Here is a 15295-nt window from a genome sequence, read left to right on the forward strand (position 1 = left end):
TTCCTTTGCTGGTGGGTATCCTTTCCGGCAGGGTGGATGCCGCGTGATCCCCGCGGATGTGCGGATCGTCATGCGGACGCCAGGCAGGCCTTCCAGATGGCGTGCGCTCCGTCACGGATTGTCGTGCCCACTGCCGTTCACCTGGCGCCAGGCCATGCCCGTCGTGTCGCGTGATAACCTCGCGACCGATGGTCAAACGCCCCCTAGCACTCGTATCCGCCTCCCTGGTGTCGCTCGCGCTGTTCGCCTGCGCGACTCCGGCCGAGACCGCCCACAACGCCACGTCCGTGGACGCGGCATCGCCGCCCGCAGCAGCCGGACCTGCGCCGCTGCCCGCGGTGCCGCAGCCGCCGGAACGCCCGGTGGCGCCGCCGTCGGTGACCGACCCGGCGATCCCCGAAGCGCAGCGCATCGCCGCCTTCGTCGACTACACCGCGGACACGTATGGCGTCGATCGCCAGCGCATCCGCGACGTGCTTGCCGGCGCCGCGCACAAGCAGTCGATCATCGATGCGATGTCGCGTCCGGCCGAGGCCGTGCGCCCCTGGAGCGACTACCGCCCGATCTTCATCAACGATGCCCGCATCAGCGGCGGCAAGGCCTTCTACGCCGAGAACCGGGCCGCGCTCGACCGGGTTGCCGCGGAGACCGGCGTCCCGGCCGAGTACATCGTCGCGATCATCGGCGTCGAGACCAGCTATGGCCGCATCACCGGCAACCATCGCGTGGTCGATGCGCTGTACACGCTGGCCTTCGGCTTCCCCAAGCGCGCGCCGTTTTTCGCCGGCGAGCTGGCGCAGCTGTTCGCGCTCAACGCCGAAGAGCCGCAGCTCGACATCGCCGCGCTCAAGGGCAGCTATGCCGGCGCCATGGGCATGGGCCAGTTCATGCCCTCCAGCTATCGCCTGTGGGCGAAGGACGGTGACGGCGATGGCCGCCGCGACCTGCTCACGCACAAGCCCGACGTGTTCGCCTCCATCGCCAACTACTTCGTGATCCACGGTTGGGAGCGCGATGCGCCGGTGGTGGCGCGCGCCGGTCGCGATGCCGGTGCGGCCGACTTCAAGCCCGAGGGCCTGGACCCGGCGCATCGCCTGTCCGAGCTCGCCGAACGCGGCTATCGCCCGCTGCCCGGGCAGCCCGTGGCCGAGGGTGCCACGCTGCTTTCGTTCGATGGCGCCAACGGCCGCGAATACTGGCTCGGCTATCGCAACTTCTACGTCATCAGCCGATACAACCGTTCACCGATGTATTCGCTGGCCGTGCACCAGCTGGCGCAGGCGATCGCGGGGCGCGAACCGCAATGAGCAACCGGCGGGCCAGGCTCGCGTGCTGGTGGACCGCCGCCGCGGCTGCTGCACTGCTGGCCGGCTGCGCGGGTTCGCCCAGCAAGGACGCGCCTCCCGAAGACCAGGTTCCGCGCACGGTTGATGGCAAGGGCCCCCGGGTCTCGCCCTATGCCCCGGCGCAGGAAGACCCGTCGACGCGCGGCGACTACGTGGCCGGCGGCCTGTACAAGCCCGGCGTCGCGGACACGACGCCGGACTACGTCCCCGACGTGGATGCGATCCCGGAGCCGGACATCGTGGCCCTGGAGCGCTCGCGCTACGGCAACCGCTCTCCGTACAAGGTGCAGGGCAGGTCCTACCGGGTGCTTGACGATGCCAAGGGCTTCGTCGAGACCGGGCAGGCGTCCTATTACGGCCAGAAGTTCCACGGCCGCCGGACCTCCAACCAGGAGGTCTACGACATGTACGCGTTCACCGCGGCCCACAAGTCGCTGCCGCTGCCCAGCTTCGCGCGGGTGACCAACCTCGACAACGGCCAGTCGGTGGTAGTGCGCGTGAACGACCGCGGCCCCTTCCACGAAGGCCGCGTGGTCGACCTGAGCTACGCCGCCGCGGTCAAGATCGGCGTGCATCCGCGCGGCACCGCGAGGGTCGAGGTGCGCGCGCTGAGTGCCGGCGAGAACGCACGCCACGAACCCGATGCCCGCCTCGCCGCGATCGACCCGGCCACCGGGCTGCCGCCCGGGGTGCGCGTGGCCACCGGCCGCCCGCAGCCCGCACCGCCGAGCGGGCTGGATGGGCTGGTCGCCGCGCTGCCGGCACCGCAGGCGGCGGCCCCCGGGCCGGCCGCCGCGGATGCGCAGGCAGTGACGCCTGCAGCCGCGGTGGCCGCGCCAGTCGCTGCGCCCGGTTCAGCAAATGGCGACTGGCGTTTCGACATGCACCAGGACGGCCGCGCGATGACCGCCGACGAGTTCGACGCCTGGATGAAGTCCCGCCGCGCGCGCGTCGCGACCGGACGGCCGGGAAAGCCCGATCCCTATGGCTCGGCCGCCGTCGGTGCGGCCGTGGCGGCGTCCTCCACGGCGGACGCCGGCACCGGCACTGTGGCCCCGGCCGCCAGCGCACCGGTGAAGGTCGCCGCGGCTGCTGTCGCGGCGGGCGATCCTTCGCCGGCCACATCGGTTGCCGGCGTCCTGCTCCAGGTCGCAGCCTTCGGTTCCCGCGACAACGCCGAGCGTGCGCTCGCCCTGCTGCGCGGTGCCGGGATCGGCGACGCACGGCTGCATGACGGCACTGCCGCGGGCAAGCCGGTGTGGCGCCTGCGCGTGGGCCCGGTGGCGCCCGCGGGCGTCGCCGAGCTCGGCGCGCGCGTCGCCAGCCTGGGCTTCGGTGCGCCGCATCCCGTGCGCGAGTGATGCAGAACGTTAACGCGCATGGCTGACGCGCACGGTTAAAATGAGCGTCTGTCCCCGCCGTCCGCCCGCGGATGGCCCGAAATTCCCGGAGTCCCACGCCTGATGAAAGCCCACGCCGTCCGCGTCGCGCTGCTCGCCGCTGTTTCCGTCGCCACGCTCGGCCTCGCCTTTGCCCAGGACCCCGCGCCCGCTGCACCCGCTCCCGCAGCGCCCGCCGCGCTGAGCGAGGAACTGCCGGTGCCCGACGCGCCTGCCATCACCGGCACGGCGTGGGCGCTGATGGATTTCGCGACCGGGCAGGTCCTCGCCGGCGACAAGGTCGATGAGCGCGTCGAGCCGGCCAGCATCACCAAGGTGATGACCAGCTATGTGATCGCGGCCGAGATGGCCGCGGGCAAGGTTGGCGCCGACGACGACGTGATGATGAGCGTCAATGCCTGGCGCACCGGCGGCGCCGGCACCGACGGCAGCTACAGCGGCTTCGAGGTCAACAAGACCGCCAAGCTGCTCGACATGGAAAAGGGCATGACGGTGCAGTCGGGCAACGACGCCGCGATCGCCCTGGCCGAGCACATCGCCGGTTCCGAGGACGCCTTCGCCTCGCTGATGAACGCCTATGCCGCGCGCATCGGCATGAAGAACTCGCACTTCGTCAATTCCCATGGCCTGTCGGCGCCGGAGCACTATTCGACCGCGCGCGACCTGGCGCTGCTGGGCCGTGCGCTGGCGCGTGATTTCCCCGAGCACTACGCGTTCAACGCGATCAAGGAATTCACGGTCGGGCCGATCACCCAGCGCAACCGCAACATCCTGCTGTGGCGCGACCAGAGCGTGGACGGGATCAAGACCGGCCATCACTCCGGGGCAGGCTACTGCCTGATGGCCTCGGCCAAGCGCGGTGACCAGCGCCTGATCTCGGTGGTGATGGGTTCCACCAGCGAAGCCCAGCGCGCCACCGATTCGCAGGCGCTGCTGAACTGGGGCTTCCGTTTCTTCGAGACCCACGAGCTCTATCCCGCCGGTGAGCCGGTGGCGACGCAGAAGGTCTGGAAGGGCGAGGCCAGGGAGCTCGACCTGGGCGTGGCCGAGCCGCTGCTGGTCAGCATGCAGCGCGGCCAGTACGCGAAGCTGCAGCCGAGCATGGACGTGCCGCGCACGCTGGTGGCGCCGATCGAGCTTGGCCAGGCCGTGGGCAAGGTGCGGGTGATGCTTGATGGCAAGCTGGTGGCCGAGGCGCCGCTGGTGGCTTTGCAAGAGGTTCCGGAAGCCGGGTTCTTCAAGCGCCTGTGGCACGAGCTGCTGATGTGGTGGCAGTCGCTCTGAGCGCAGGCGGACGCCGCGGGTTCCGGAAGCGGGCCACGGCGTTGCAGTGATGGCGTTGGGATCCCCGGGTCCCGGCCCCATAATCGGGTGCATGGAAATCAAGTCCGACAACCCTGAGCACGGCTTCCAGTTCCCGGGTGATTTCGAGATCACCGCCATGGGCCCGGCCTCCGCCGGACTGGAAGTCGAAGTCCCCAACCTGCTGCGCGCCGCCGGCCTGACCGTGGTCCACGAGACGCTTACGGCCCGGCCGTCCAGCGGCGGCCGCTTCGTCTCGGTGCGGATCAGCTTCCGCGCCAACTCGCGAGAGGAGTACGACAGCGCGCACGCCGCGCTGCGCGAGCATCCCGAGGTGAAGTGGACGCTGTAGCCGCCACGCGCGCGCTGCTGGTCCACGACCTCGGCCGGCGCGCCTACGAGCCGGTCTGGCGCGCGATGCAGGCCTTCACCGATGCCCGCGACGACGACACGCCCGACGAGCTGTGGCTGGTCGAGCACGAGCCGGTGTTCACCCTCGGCCAGGCCGGCAAGCCCGAACATGTGCTGGCGGCGGGCGATATTCCGGTACTCAAGGTCGACCGCGGTGGTCAGGTGACCTACCACGGGCCCGGCCAGCTGGTCGCGTATCCGCTGCTCGACCTCCGGCGCCTGGGCATCGGCGTGCGCGATTACGTCTGCCGCATCGAACAGGCACTCATCGATACCTTGGCCGGTTGGGGCATCCATGCGCAGCGCCGCGAGGGCGCGCCGGGCGTGTACGTGGACAGCGGCGCCAAGATCGCCGCGCTCGGCATCCGCGTCCGCCGCGGCTGCACCTTCCACGGCCTGGCCTTCAACATCGCGATGGATCCCGAGCCGTTCCACCGCATCAACCCCTGCGGCTACGCCGGGCTGGAAACGACCTCGGTGGTAGAATGCGGCGGTCCCGCAAGCCTCGACGCCGCCCGGCCCGCGCTGGTCGCGGCGCTTGCCGCGCAATTTGGTTTGGCGGCTGTGGAGGCGGCGGAAGAAAGAGCTTTTGCCACGGATTTACGCGGATAAGAGCGGATTTACGCGGATGAAGCGAAGAGCTTTTTCAGTGGTTTTGCTCTATCCGCGTAAATCCGCGCAGATCCGTGGCCAAAGCTCCTGCCCCTGCTTTTTCTGCCTTTCTGCTCTACCTGTGTAAATCCGCTCTTATCCGCGCAAATCCGTGGCAAAAAACATGACCAACACCTCCGCCGCCAAGTCCATCCCGCTCGCAGTCGTCAGCAGCGACGCGCCGCCGTCGCTGGTGCCGGGGGTGAAGCAGGTGGCGGGGGACAAGATCGGGCGTTCGCCGGTGGAGTTCGTGGACGCGCCGGTGTTGCGCAAGCCGTCGTGGATCCGGGTGCGGATCCCGTCCAACGGCGCGGTCGCGGCGCTGAAGTCGAAGCTGCGCAAGAACCGCCTGGTCACGGTGTGCGAGGACGCGAGCTGCCCGAACATCCATGAATGCTTCGGGCACGGCACCGCGACCTTCATGATCCTGGGCGAGGTCTGCACCCGCCGCTGCAGCTTCTGCGACGTCGCCCACGGCCGGCCAAAGCCGCCGGACGCCGACGAGCCGCGTCGCCTGGCCGAGACCGTCGCCGACATGGGGCTGAAGTACGTCGTGGTGACCTCGGTCGACCGCGACGACCTGCGCGACGGTGGGGCCCAGCACTTCGTCGACTGCATCGCAGCCATCCGTGCCGCCACGCCCGGCACGAAAATCGAGATCCTGACCCCGGACTTCCGTGGCAAGGGCCGCATGGACCGCGCGCTGGAGATCCTTGCTGTCAATCCGCCGGACGTCTTCAACCACAACGTTGAAACCGTCCCGGACCTGTACCGCAACGTGCGCCCGGGCGCCGACTACCAGTGGTCGCTGACCCTGCTGCAGCGCTTCAAGGCCCAGCACCCGGAGGTCGCCTCCAAGTCCGGGATCATGCTCGGCCTCGGCGAGACCCGGGAGCAGGTCGAAGCCACGCTCCGCGACCTGCGTGCGCACGACGTCGAGATGATCACCATCGGCCAGTACCTGCAGCCCAGCGCGCACCACCACCCGGTGCTGCGCTACTGGACGCCGGAGGAATTCAAGGCCTTCGAGGACTACGGCATGGCGCTGGGCTTCACCCACGTCGCGTCGGGCCCGCTGGTGCGTTCGTCGTATCACGCCGACCGCCAGGCAGCGGACGCGGGCTTCGCCACCTGAGCGGCCGCGTCATTCCGCCTGGTGCCGCGTGGCGAATTGTTCACACCCAGCCCCGCGGCCGCGGTTAGAGTGGTTTCGGGCGTCAATACGCGACTTCCAGCACTGTACGGCCTATGTTCGGGCCGGCACGGTGCAGGGTAGCGACGCACCTCCCCACGTGAGCATCGAGCCGACCGCATGAAAGCACGCCAAGCCCTGTCCGCAACCGTCGTCGCCCTTGCGCTGGCCATGCCCCTGGCGTTGATGGCGCGCGCCGACGGCGACGCGATCGCGGCGCCGACCACGGATCACGAGACCACCTCCAAACTGGTCTACGGGCTGCTGTCCGACAGTCGCTACGCCTATCGCCCGCGCGGTCTCGACGCCACCCTGTCGCAGGACATCTTCAAGCGTTACCTCGAGGCGCTGGACGGCAACAAGCTGTTCCTCGATGCGGACGACGTTGCGCGCTTCCAGCGCTACGAGGCGCAGATGGGCGACGCCGTCCGCCAGGGCGACACCGGCCCGGCGATGGAGATGTACGCGATCTACAAGCAGCGCGTGGCCGAGCGGGTGGAGTACGCGCGCGGGCTGCTGGAGCAGGACATCTTCGATTTCGAGGGCGAGGAACGCTGGTATTACGATCGCGAGGACGCGCCCTGGGCTGCCGACCGCGCCGAGCTCGACGCACTGTGGAAGAAATCGGTGCGCAACGACTGGCTGCGGCTGAAGCTTGCCGGCAAGGAGCCCGCCGAGATGCGAGCGACGCTGGACAAGCGCTACGCCAACATCGCGACCAGCATCGAACAGCTGAACAGCGAGGACGCGTTCCAGACCTTCCTCAACGCCTACACCGCGTCCATCGATCCGCATACCGACTATTTCAATCCGCGCACCGCCGGCCTGTTCAACCAGAGCATGTCGCTGTCGCTGGAAGGCATCGGCGCGCAGCTGCAGAAGCAGGACGACGTGGTGGTGATCCGCGAACTGATCCCCGGCGGTCCGGCGGCGGCCAGCGACAAGTTCACCCCCGGCGATCGCATCGTCGGCGTGGGGCAGGGCACGAGCGGGCCGATGGACGACGTGATCGGCTGGCGCATCGACGACGTGGTCGAGAAGATCAAGGGCAGTGCGGGCACCCAGGTGCGCCTTGACGTAGTGCCGGTGGAGGCGCTGCTCGACAGCGCGCCGGTGCGCATCACCCTGACCCGCGCCAAGATCCGCCTGGAGGAACAGGCCGCCAAGTCCAAGCTGATCGAGATCCCCGCAGGTCCGACCGGCGACGCCAAGCGCATCGGCGTGATCGAGCTGCCGGCGTTCTACCAGGACTTCGAGGGCCGGCGCAGCCGCAATGGCGACTACGCCTCGGCCACGCGCGACGTGGCCCGGATCCTAGGCGAGTTCCGCGAGCAGGGCATCGACGGCATCGTGCTCGACCTGCGCAACAACGGCGGCGGCTCGCTCAACGAGGCGGTCGAGCTCACCGGCCTCTTCATCGATACCGGCCCGGTGGTGCAGGTGCGCGAATCCGGCGGACGGGTTGCGGTGGAATCCGACCGCAAGGCCGGCGTCTCCTGGGACGGACCGCTGGCGGTGCTGGTCAACCGCGCATCCGCCTCGGCGTCGGAGATCGTCGCCGGTGCCATCCAGGACTACGGCCGCGGCCTGGTGATCGGCGAGACCACCTTCGGCAAGGGCACGGTGCAGAACCTGTTCGACCTCGACCGCTGGCCGGCCAACGAGGGCAAGCGCCATGGCCAGGTCAAGATGACCATCGCGCAGTTCTTCCTGCCCGGCGGCAGCAGCACCCAGAACAAGGGCGTGGTGCCCGACATCCGCTTCCCGGCGACGATCAACGCCACCGAGTTCGGCGAAAGCACCTACGACAACGCACTGCCCTGGACCCGGATTTCCGCCGTGCCGCACACCCGCTACGGCAACTTCGCGCCGCTGCTGCCGCGCCTGGATGAACTCCATGCGGGGCGCGTGTCCAGCGATCGCGAGTTCCAGTGGTGGAAGGAAGACGTGGCCGAGTTCCGCGCCGAGGCCGACAAGGACTACATCTCGCTCAACGAGGCCGAACGCCGCACCGAGCGCGACCGCCAGGCCGCCAAGCGCAAGGACCGCCAGGAAGAGCGCAAGCGCCTGGGCCTGGACCTGGACCCGCTGGCCGAGCTCTCCGCCGACGACGGCCTGACCGCGAACGAGCGCGACATCGCCGCCGACACCGCGCGCGAGGAGGCCGCCGAGAAGCGCCCGGACCCGCTGCTGCGCGAGTCCGCCGCGATCCTCGCCGACGCCGTGCGCCTGCTCGATGCCGACCGCCAGCTTTCGTCGGCGGTGCTGCCCGAGTCCACCGGCCCGGGACGCTGGGCGCGCTGAGGGGAGCAGCGGCCCGTAACCGTCGTACTGCGCGCTGGCGGACCGCATCCGTCGAATCGCACCCCTGTAGGAGCGGCTACAGCCGCGATCCGCGAGGCGTTCGCGCGGCGTAGAATCTCTGCCTCGGCGGATTGATCGAAACCGCCGCTCTTCCACTCCGCAACTTTTCCGCCCGGACGCCGCAATGGGTGCTGCTTCGCCGTTTTCCGTTCCCGCCCGCACGCCGCCCGGCGCGATGGCGGTCGTCATGGCCCTGGGCGCGGTGTACCTCGTCTGGGGGTCGACCTATCTCGGCATCCGCTTCGCGCTCGAGGGCGGCTATCCGCCGCTGCTGATGGCGGGGATGCGTTTCGTGGCCGCGGGCGCGCTGCTGTACGCCGTGCTGCGCCTGCGCGGCCTGCCGGCGCCCACCCGCGCGCAGTGGCGCGACCTCGCGATCATGGGCACGTTGCTGCTCGGCCTGGGCAACGGCATGGTCTGCATCGCGCAGCAGACGGTGTCGTCGGGGCTTGCGGCGGTGGCGGTGGCCTCGTGTCCGCTGTGGATGGGCCTGTTCGCGGCGCTGCGCGGCGAGCGGCCCACGCGGATCGAGCTCGCCGGCCTCGCGGTCGGCTTCGCCGGCGTGCTCTGGCTCAACGCCGGCAGCTCGCTCACCGCTTCGCCCCAGGGTTTGATCTCACTAATGGTGGCGCCACTGGCCTGGGCCTTCGGCTCGGTCTGGAGCCGCAGCCGCGCGCTGCCCTCGCCGTTCATGACCGCGGCCGGGCAGATGCTCTGCGGCGGGGTGCTTATGGTCGCCGCGGGCTGGCTGCTGGGTGAGCGCTTTGCCGAAGCGCCGACCCTTCGTGGCACGCTGGCGGTGGCCTATCTGACGGTGTTCGGCTCGATCCTCGCCTTCTCCGCCTACGCCTGGCTGCTGCAGAACGTGCGTGCGAGCCTCGCCAGCAGTTATGCCTACGTCAATCCGCTGATCGCGGTGGCGCTTGGTGCGTGGCTTGCCGGTGAACGCTTCAGCGCGCACGACCTTGGCGCGATGGCGGTGATCCTGGCCGGCGTGGTGGCGATCACCCTGGCCAGCGCCGGCAGGCGCAGGCGCAGCGCGCGCCAGGCCGTGGCGACAGTGCCCGTGGTGGCTGCAGCGCTGGCGCTCGCCGCCGAACCGCCGCTGCCGGATGCGCCGATGCCTGGCGTCGCCGCTCCGGTGGCGTCGCATGCAGCGCCGGATACGCATCCGTGAGCGGCAGCGCGCACACCCGCGGCCTGTGGATGGCGGTCGGAGCCTTCGTGATCTGGGGCCTGATGCCGCTGTACTGGCACCTGCTCAAATCCGTGCCGTCGATGCACGTGGTGCTGCACCGCGCGCTGTGGTCGGCGGTGCTGGTGGCGGCGTTCCTCACGCTCACCCGCGGTCGCGGCTGGCTGCGCGCGGTGCTGTCGCAGCCGCGCCTGGCGGGCATGCTGCTCGCCTCGGGGCTGCTGATCGGCTTCAACTGGAGCCTGTACGTGTGGGCGGTCAACGCCGGGCATGTGGTCGAAGCCAGCCTCGGCTACTTCATCAATCCGCTGCTCAACGTGGTGATTGGCGTCCTGTTCCTGCGCGAGCGCCTGGCGCCGGCGCAGTGGGTGGCGGTGGCGCTGGCGGCCTGCGGCGTGCTCTGGTTGACGTTCAACTACGGCAGTTTCCCTTGGATCGCACTGCTGCTGGCTGGTTCGTTCGCGATCTATGGCCTGATCCGCCGCTATGCCGCGGTCGACGCGGTGGCAGGGCTTGGCGTGGAGAACCTGTACCTGCTGGTGCCCGCGGCGCTGGCCTTGGCGTGGCTTGAAACGCAGGGCAGCGGAGGCTTCGTGTCCCTGGACTGGGGCCTTGGCAGCAACCTGCTGCTGGTGCTTGGCGGTGCGCTGACCGCGCTGCCGCTGATCGGCTTCGCCTACGCGGTGCGGCAGGTGTCGCTGACCACGGTGGGCGTGCTGCAGTACCTGGCGCCGACGCTGCAGCTGCTGTGCGGCGTGCTGGTGCTGGGCGAGCCGTTCGGCCGCGACCGCGCGATCGGCTTTTCCGTCATCTGGCTGGGCCTGGCGGTATTCGCGGTCGACGGCTTCATCCGCGCGCGGCGGCGGATCGTGGCCCAGCAGGCCTGATCCGCGCACCGCGCGCCTGCTCAGGCCGCGCGCAGGGCGTCGGTTACAGGCATCGTCGCCGCACGCAGGGCGGGGAACAAGCCGCCGATGAAGCCGATCGCGAGCGCCCACTTCAAGCCCTGCCACAGCAGTTCCGGTGACACCTTGAACTCGAAGGTGAGCTGGGACATGCCACCGGCCATGGTCGACGCTGTGTAGCCGTTGAACACCAGCCACGCCAGCAGCCCGCCGAGGGCGCCGCCGAGCGCGGCCAGCAGCATGGTCTCAAGCATCACCGCCACCACCACCGGCATGCCGCGGAAGCCGATCGCGCGCAGGGTCGCGATCTCGCTCGCGCGCGAGGCGACGCTGGCGAACATGGTGTTGAGCGCGCCGAACACCGCGCCGATGGCCATGATCGAGCCGACCACGATGCCGATGATGCGCAGCACTTTCGAAATGCCTTCCGACTGTGCCTGGAAGTACTTCAGCGTGGTCTGGGCTTCGACCTGCAGGCGCGGGTCAGCTGCCAGCGTGGCCTTGAAGGCGTTGAACGCCGAGGCATCGGTGAGGCGCGCGAATACCGAGGCCCGGCTGCTGCCGCGACGATAGGTGGTGGCGACGACTTCGGCGTCGGCCCACATCTCGGATGCCATCGAGTCACCGGATTCGAACACGCCGACCACCGTCCAGGATTGGTTGCCCAGGCGGATCTCGCTGCCCGGGTCGAGGCCGAGGAACTGGCGGCGCGCGCCGCTCCCGACCACCAGCTCGCGCTTGCCGGTCTCGAAGCGGCGGCCTTCGACCAGCTGCACGTTGGGACGCACGGCCCAGGCCATGTCGCCGACGCCGCGCAGCTGCACGCTGCCGTCGACATCGGCTTCGCCGCCGCGGATCGGCAGGTTGGCCGCGACCACGAGCTCCGGCGATGCCAGCGGCCGGCCCTCGGCGTCGCGGGCGATTTCCGGCGCGCGCTCGATGGTGGTGATCGCATCGCGCGTGAGCACCGACATCAGTTCGGCGGCCGAGCCGCCGCGCAGCACGATCGCGGTCTCTTCGTCGCCGCTGCTCGACACCGTGTGCTGGTAGCCCTCGGCCATCGCCAGCAGCGCCACCAGCACGCCGACCACGCCGGCGATGCCGATGATCACCACCGACGACGAGCCCAGGCGCTGCGACAGGGTGCTGATCCCGACCCCGGTCACCGATGCCGCCTGGCGACCGCTGTGCGTGAACAGCATCCACAGCGCGAATGCCACGGCGATCGCGAGCAGCGCGGGCCATGGCAGGAAGATCCAGGCCGCGAGGAATGGGACCAGCAGCAGCACCAGGCCGGTGCCGCGCAGGAGGGACTTGAGCTTCTTCATGGCGTGCTCCTAGCGGCCCGCGAGGGCGTCGACGATGTTCAGGCGCATGGCGCGGATCGCCGGCAGCGCGCCGACCAGCAGGCCGATGGCCAGCATCAGTCCCAGCCCCAGGATCCAGCTCTCGGCGCCCACGGGCGGGAGGTTGATCATGCCGCCGCTGCCGGCGGTCGCCACCTTGCCGACCACCGCGGCCAGGCCCAGGCCGAGCGTGCCGCCGATCACCACCATCAGCATCGACTCGGCAAGTACCATCGCCAGCACGCTGGTGCTGGAAAACCCGATCGTCTTCAGCACCGCGAGTTCGGAGGTCCGCTCGCGCACCGCCTGCGCCATCGTGTTGCCGGTGAGCAGCAGCAGGGTGAAGAACACCGCGCCCATGATCGAACCCACTATCAGGCCGATGTCGGCCATCTGCTTGAGCTGCGAGGCCATCGCCGCCTGTTCGCTCATGGACTTGGTTTCGTGCGGGGAGTTGGCCGACAGCGCGTCGATGGCCTTCGCCGCGGCGTCGCTGCGGCGCACGTCGGAGACGCGGCTGATGTACCAGCCGACGTCGCCGTCGACGTAGGGCGTGGATTCCTCGAAGTAGTCGTAGTGCATCAGCATCATCGCCCCGGTGAAGCCGGCGCTTTCGCCTTCCTTCGCGCGCAGCACGCCGACGATGTCGAACGCCCAGTCGAGCGTGCCGTCGCTGTTGGGGTAGATCGCCGACTGCAGCGGGATGCGCTGCCCGACCTTCCAGTCGAAGCGCTTCATCATGGTCTCGCCGACCAGCATGCCGGTACGGTTGCGCTTCCAGGCCTCAAGCTGGGCCGGATCGACCTCGACTTCGGGATAGAGCTCGAGGTAGTTCTGCGCCACGGCGAGCGTGAACAGCTGGTTGCGCGGCCCCTGGTAGGTGCCGCCGAACCAGTTGGCGTGGGTCACCGCCTCGATGTTGTCGATGGCGGTGATCCGCGGTTGCAGCGACAGCGGCAGTGTCTCGATGAACGACAGCTTGGAGGCCGTCTGCAGGCGCTGCGCACCATCCGCGTTCTGTCCGAGCTGGGCGAAGCTGGAGCGGATGCCGTCGAGCAGACCGAACAGCAGGAACGCGGCCATGATCGAGGCCAGCGTCAGAAAGGTGCGGGTCTTGCGCCGGAACAGCGCCGCCCAGACCAGGTGGAAGTACTTCATGTCGACCTCCTCCGGTTGCGCGGCATCAGGCTGCGTGGGACTGCTGTTCGACCAGCACGCCCTTGTCCAGGTGCAGGGTGTGGCTGGCGTACTCCGCCGCCTTCGGGTCGTGCGTCACCATGACGATGGTCTTGCCGTGCTCGCGGTTGAGCTCCTGCAGCAGGCCCAGGATCTCCTCGGCCGACTGGCGGTCGAGGTCGCCGGTGGGCTCGTCGCAGATCAAGAGCGTCGGGTCGGAGACGATGGCGCGCGCGATCGCCACGCGCTGTTGCTGGCCGCCGGACAGCTCCGCCGGCTTGTGCGACACGCGGTCGGACAGGCCGACCAGTTCAAGCGCGATCTGCGCGTTGCGCTTGCGCTGCGCGCCGTTGAGCTTCGTCAGCAGCAGCGGCAGCTCCACGTTTTTCTGGGCGCTGAGCGCCGGCATCAGGTTGTAGAACTGGAACACGTAGCCGACGTTCCGGCTGCGCCAGGTGGCAAGTTGCCCGGCGCCCATGCTGTCGATGCGCTGGCCGGCGATTTCGATCTCGCCGCCCGTGGGCGCGTCCAGCCCGCCGATGAGGTTGAGCAGGGTGGTCTTGCCGGAGCCGGACGGCCCCATCAGCGCGACGAAGTCGCCGGACGCGATGTCCAGGTCCAGGCCGTGCAGCACTTCGACCTTTTCGGGGCCGCGCTGGTAGGACTTGCCGAGGTTGCGGATCGATACCAGGGTGGTCATGGCTTGCCTCCGGTGGAATGCGGGATTCTGGAACGTTGATGCGTTGATGCGGTCAAGCGGGTGCGCGTGACGGGGACCTATTCGGCGATGACGATCCTGTCGCCGTCGCCGAGTCCGGCCGGCGGATCAAGCACGACGGTTTCCCCGGGCGCGAGCCCGGAAAGCACGGTGCGCTGGGCACCGCTGCCGCCACCGGTGCTGACCTTGCGCAATTCGGCAAGGTCGTCCGCGGCGACCACGAAGACGGTGTCATCGCCGTCGCGCGTCACGACTGCCGCCGCCGGCACGCGTACGCCGCGCGGCTCGTCGGTGCCCGGCTCCGGCGCGGACTCCAGGAAGCTCACGGTCACGCCCATGTCGGGGACGATCCGCGGATCCTTCTCCTTCAGCGCCACGCGCACCTTGACCGTGGCCTTGCCGCGGTCCGCGGTGGGGATGATCGCGATCACTTCCGCCGGGATTTTCCAGTCCTGGTAGGCGTTGAGCGTGGCCTCGACCGGCATCTTCGCCTGCACCCGGCCGATGTAGGCCTCGCCGACGTCGACCTCGACCTCGAGCGAGTCCATGTCGACGATGGTGCCGATGCCGGTGCGGGTGAAGCCGCCGCCGGCCGAGAGCGGCGACACGATCTCGCCCGGCTGCGCGGCCTTGGCGATGACCACGCCGGCAAACGGCGCGCGCACGATGGTGTTGTCGACGCCGATGTCGCTGATCCGCAGCTGCTCGCCGGCAACCTGGGTGTTGCGCTGCGCGGTGGCGAGCTGTGCGCGCAGGGTGTCGCGTTGTGCCACCGCCTGGTCGTGCTGTGCGCGCGAAACCAGCTGCTGTTCCACCAGCGACGACAGCCGCCCGGCCTGGGCCTCGGCTTCGACCAGTTGCGCCCGGACGCCTTCCACCTGGCTGCGCGCGGCGACAAGTTGCGCTCGTGCGAGGTCGTTCTGCGCATCGGCGTCGATCGGGTCCAGGGTGGCCATGACCTGGCCTTCCTCGACCGCCATGCCTTCCTCGATCAGCACTTCGCGCACGCGGCCGGTGATCTTCGACGACACCGTGGCCATGCGCCGCGCGACGACGTAGCCGCTGGCGTCGAGCACCGAGTTGGCGCCGCTGCCGCCGCCGGTGGCGACCGCGGTGGCCGTCTCCACCTCGACGCCGCGCTCGCCGCCGAGCAGCGCCCAGGCCAGGCCCGTGGCAAGCAGCACGGCCGCGGCCACGGCGAGTCCGATCCACAACCCGCGGCGCGAGGGCGGCGGCGTGGGCTGGCGGTCGATGCGGAGCTCGCGCAGCAGGTCTGCTTTCGTGTTCAT

The 15295-nt window shown here is 69.6% G+C and carries 12 protein-coding genes and 1 pseudogene; 9 read left to right on the forward strand and 4 right to left on the reverse strand.

Going from position 1 to position 15295, the window contains the following annotated elements; genetic code table 11:
* The first annotated feature begins 188 nt into the window (after positions 1–188).
* The 9 genes and pseudogenes from mltB (at position 189) to rarD (ending at position 10748) form a co-directional block, all read left to right on the forward strand.
* Positions 189–1307, forward strand: coding sequence for a lytic murein transglycosylase B (gene mltB / locus ACW7G5_RS11280; RefSeq protein WP_457004555.1), 1119 nt, complete (start codon positions 189–191; stop codon positions 1305–1307).
* On the forward strand, positions 1304–2707 hold the full coding sequence (locus tag ACW7G5_RS11285) for a septal ring lytic transglycosylase RlpA family protein (RefSeq protein WP_457004557.1): 1404 nt from the start codon (positions 1304–1306) through the stop codon (positions 2705–2707). The genes mltB and ACW7G5_RS11285 overlap by 4 nt, the downstream gene beginning before the upstream one ends.
* A gap of 102 nt (positions 2708–2809) precedes the next feature.
* Positions 2810–4030 (forward strand): D-alanyl-D-alanine carboxypeptidase family protein, encoded by a 1221-nt coding sequence (locus tag ACW7G5_RS11290; protein WP_457004559.1) that lies wholly within the window; start codon positions 2810–2812, stop codon positions 4028–4030.
* A gap of 91 nt (positions 4031–4121) precedes the next feature.
* Complete coding sequence (locus ACW7G5_RS11295; protein WP_457004561.1) at positions 4122–4400, forward strand: DUF493 family protein; 279 nt, start codon at positions 4122–4124, stop codon at positions 4398–4400.
* Positions 4388–5071: a lipoyl(octanoyl) transferase LipB gene (lipB, locus tag ACW7G5_RS11300; RefSeq protein WP_457004563.1), complete on the forward strand. Its 684-nt coding sequence runs from the start codon at positions 4388–4390 to the stop codon at positions 5069–5071. The genes ACW7G5_RS11295 and lipB overlap by 13 nt, the downstream gene beginning before the upstream one ends.
* A 163-nt stretch (positions 5072–5234) precedes the next feature.
* Positions 5235–6245, forward strand: coding sequence for a lipoyl synthase (gene lipA / locus ACW7G5_RS11305; RefSeq protein ID WP_457004565.1), 1011 nt, complete (start codon positions 5235–5237; stop codon positions 6243–6245).
* Positions 6246–6422: 177 nt separating this feature from the next.
* Positions 6423–8606: a carboxy terminal-processing peptidase gene (locus ACW7G5_RS11310; protein WP_457004567.1), complete on the forward strand. Its 2184-nt coding sequence runs from the start codon at positions 6423–6425 to the stop codon at positions 8604–8606.
* 184 nt (positions 8607–8790) lie between these two features.
* Positions 8791–9693: pseudogene (yedA, locus tag ACW7G5_RS11315) on the forward strand (drug/metabolite exporter YedA); the annotation flags it as partial.
* Between the two features lie 179 nt (positions 9694–9872).
* Positions 9873–10748, forward strand: a complete 876-nt coding sequence (gene rarD, locus ACW7G5_RS11320; protein WP_457004755.1) for an EamA family transporter RarD — start codon at positions 9873–9875, stop codon at positions 10746–10748.
* A gap of 20 nt (positions 10749–10768) precedes the next feature.
* Here rarD and ACW7G5_RS11325 read toward each other — a convergent pair whose 3' ends face one another.
* From ACW7G5_RS11325 to ACW7G5_RS11340, 4 genes are all read right to left on the reverse strand, one after another.
* The gene (locus ACW7G5_RS11325) at positions 10769–12094 is read right to left on the reverse strand and encodes an ABC transporter permease (RefSeq protein WP_457004568.1); all 1326 of its coding nucleotides are present in this window, start codon (positions 12092–12094) and stop codon (positions 10769–10771) included.
* Between the two features lie 9 nt (positions 12095–12103).
* Positions 12104–13270: an ABC transporter permease gene (locus tag ACW7G5_RS11330; protein ID WP_457004570.1), complete on the reverse strand. Its 1167-nt coding sequence runs from the start codon at positions 13268–13270 to the stop codon at positions 12104–12106.
* A gap of 25 nt (positions 13271–13295) precedes the next feature.
* Entirely contained in the window at positions 13296–13988 is a 693-nt protein-coding gene (locus ACW7G5_RS11335) for an ABC transporter ATP-binding protein (RefSeq protein WP_457004572.1), read from the reverse strand.
* Between the two features lie 77 nt (positions 13989–14065).
* Entirely contained in the window at positions 14066–15295 is a 1230-nt protein-coding gene (locus ACW7G5_RS11340) for an efflux RND transporter periplasmic adaptor subunit (RefSeq protein WP_457004574.1), read from the reverse strand.

The organism is Luteimonas sp. A501, assembly GCF_054052085.1.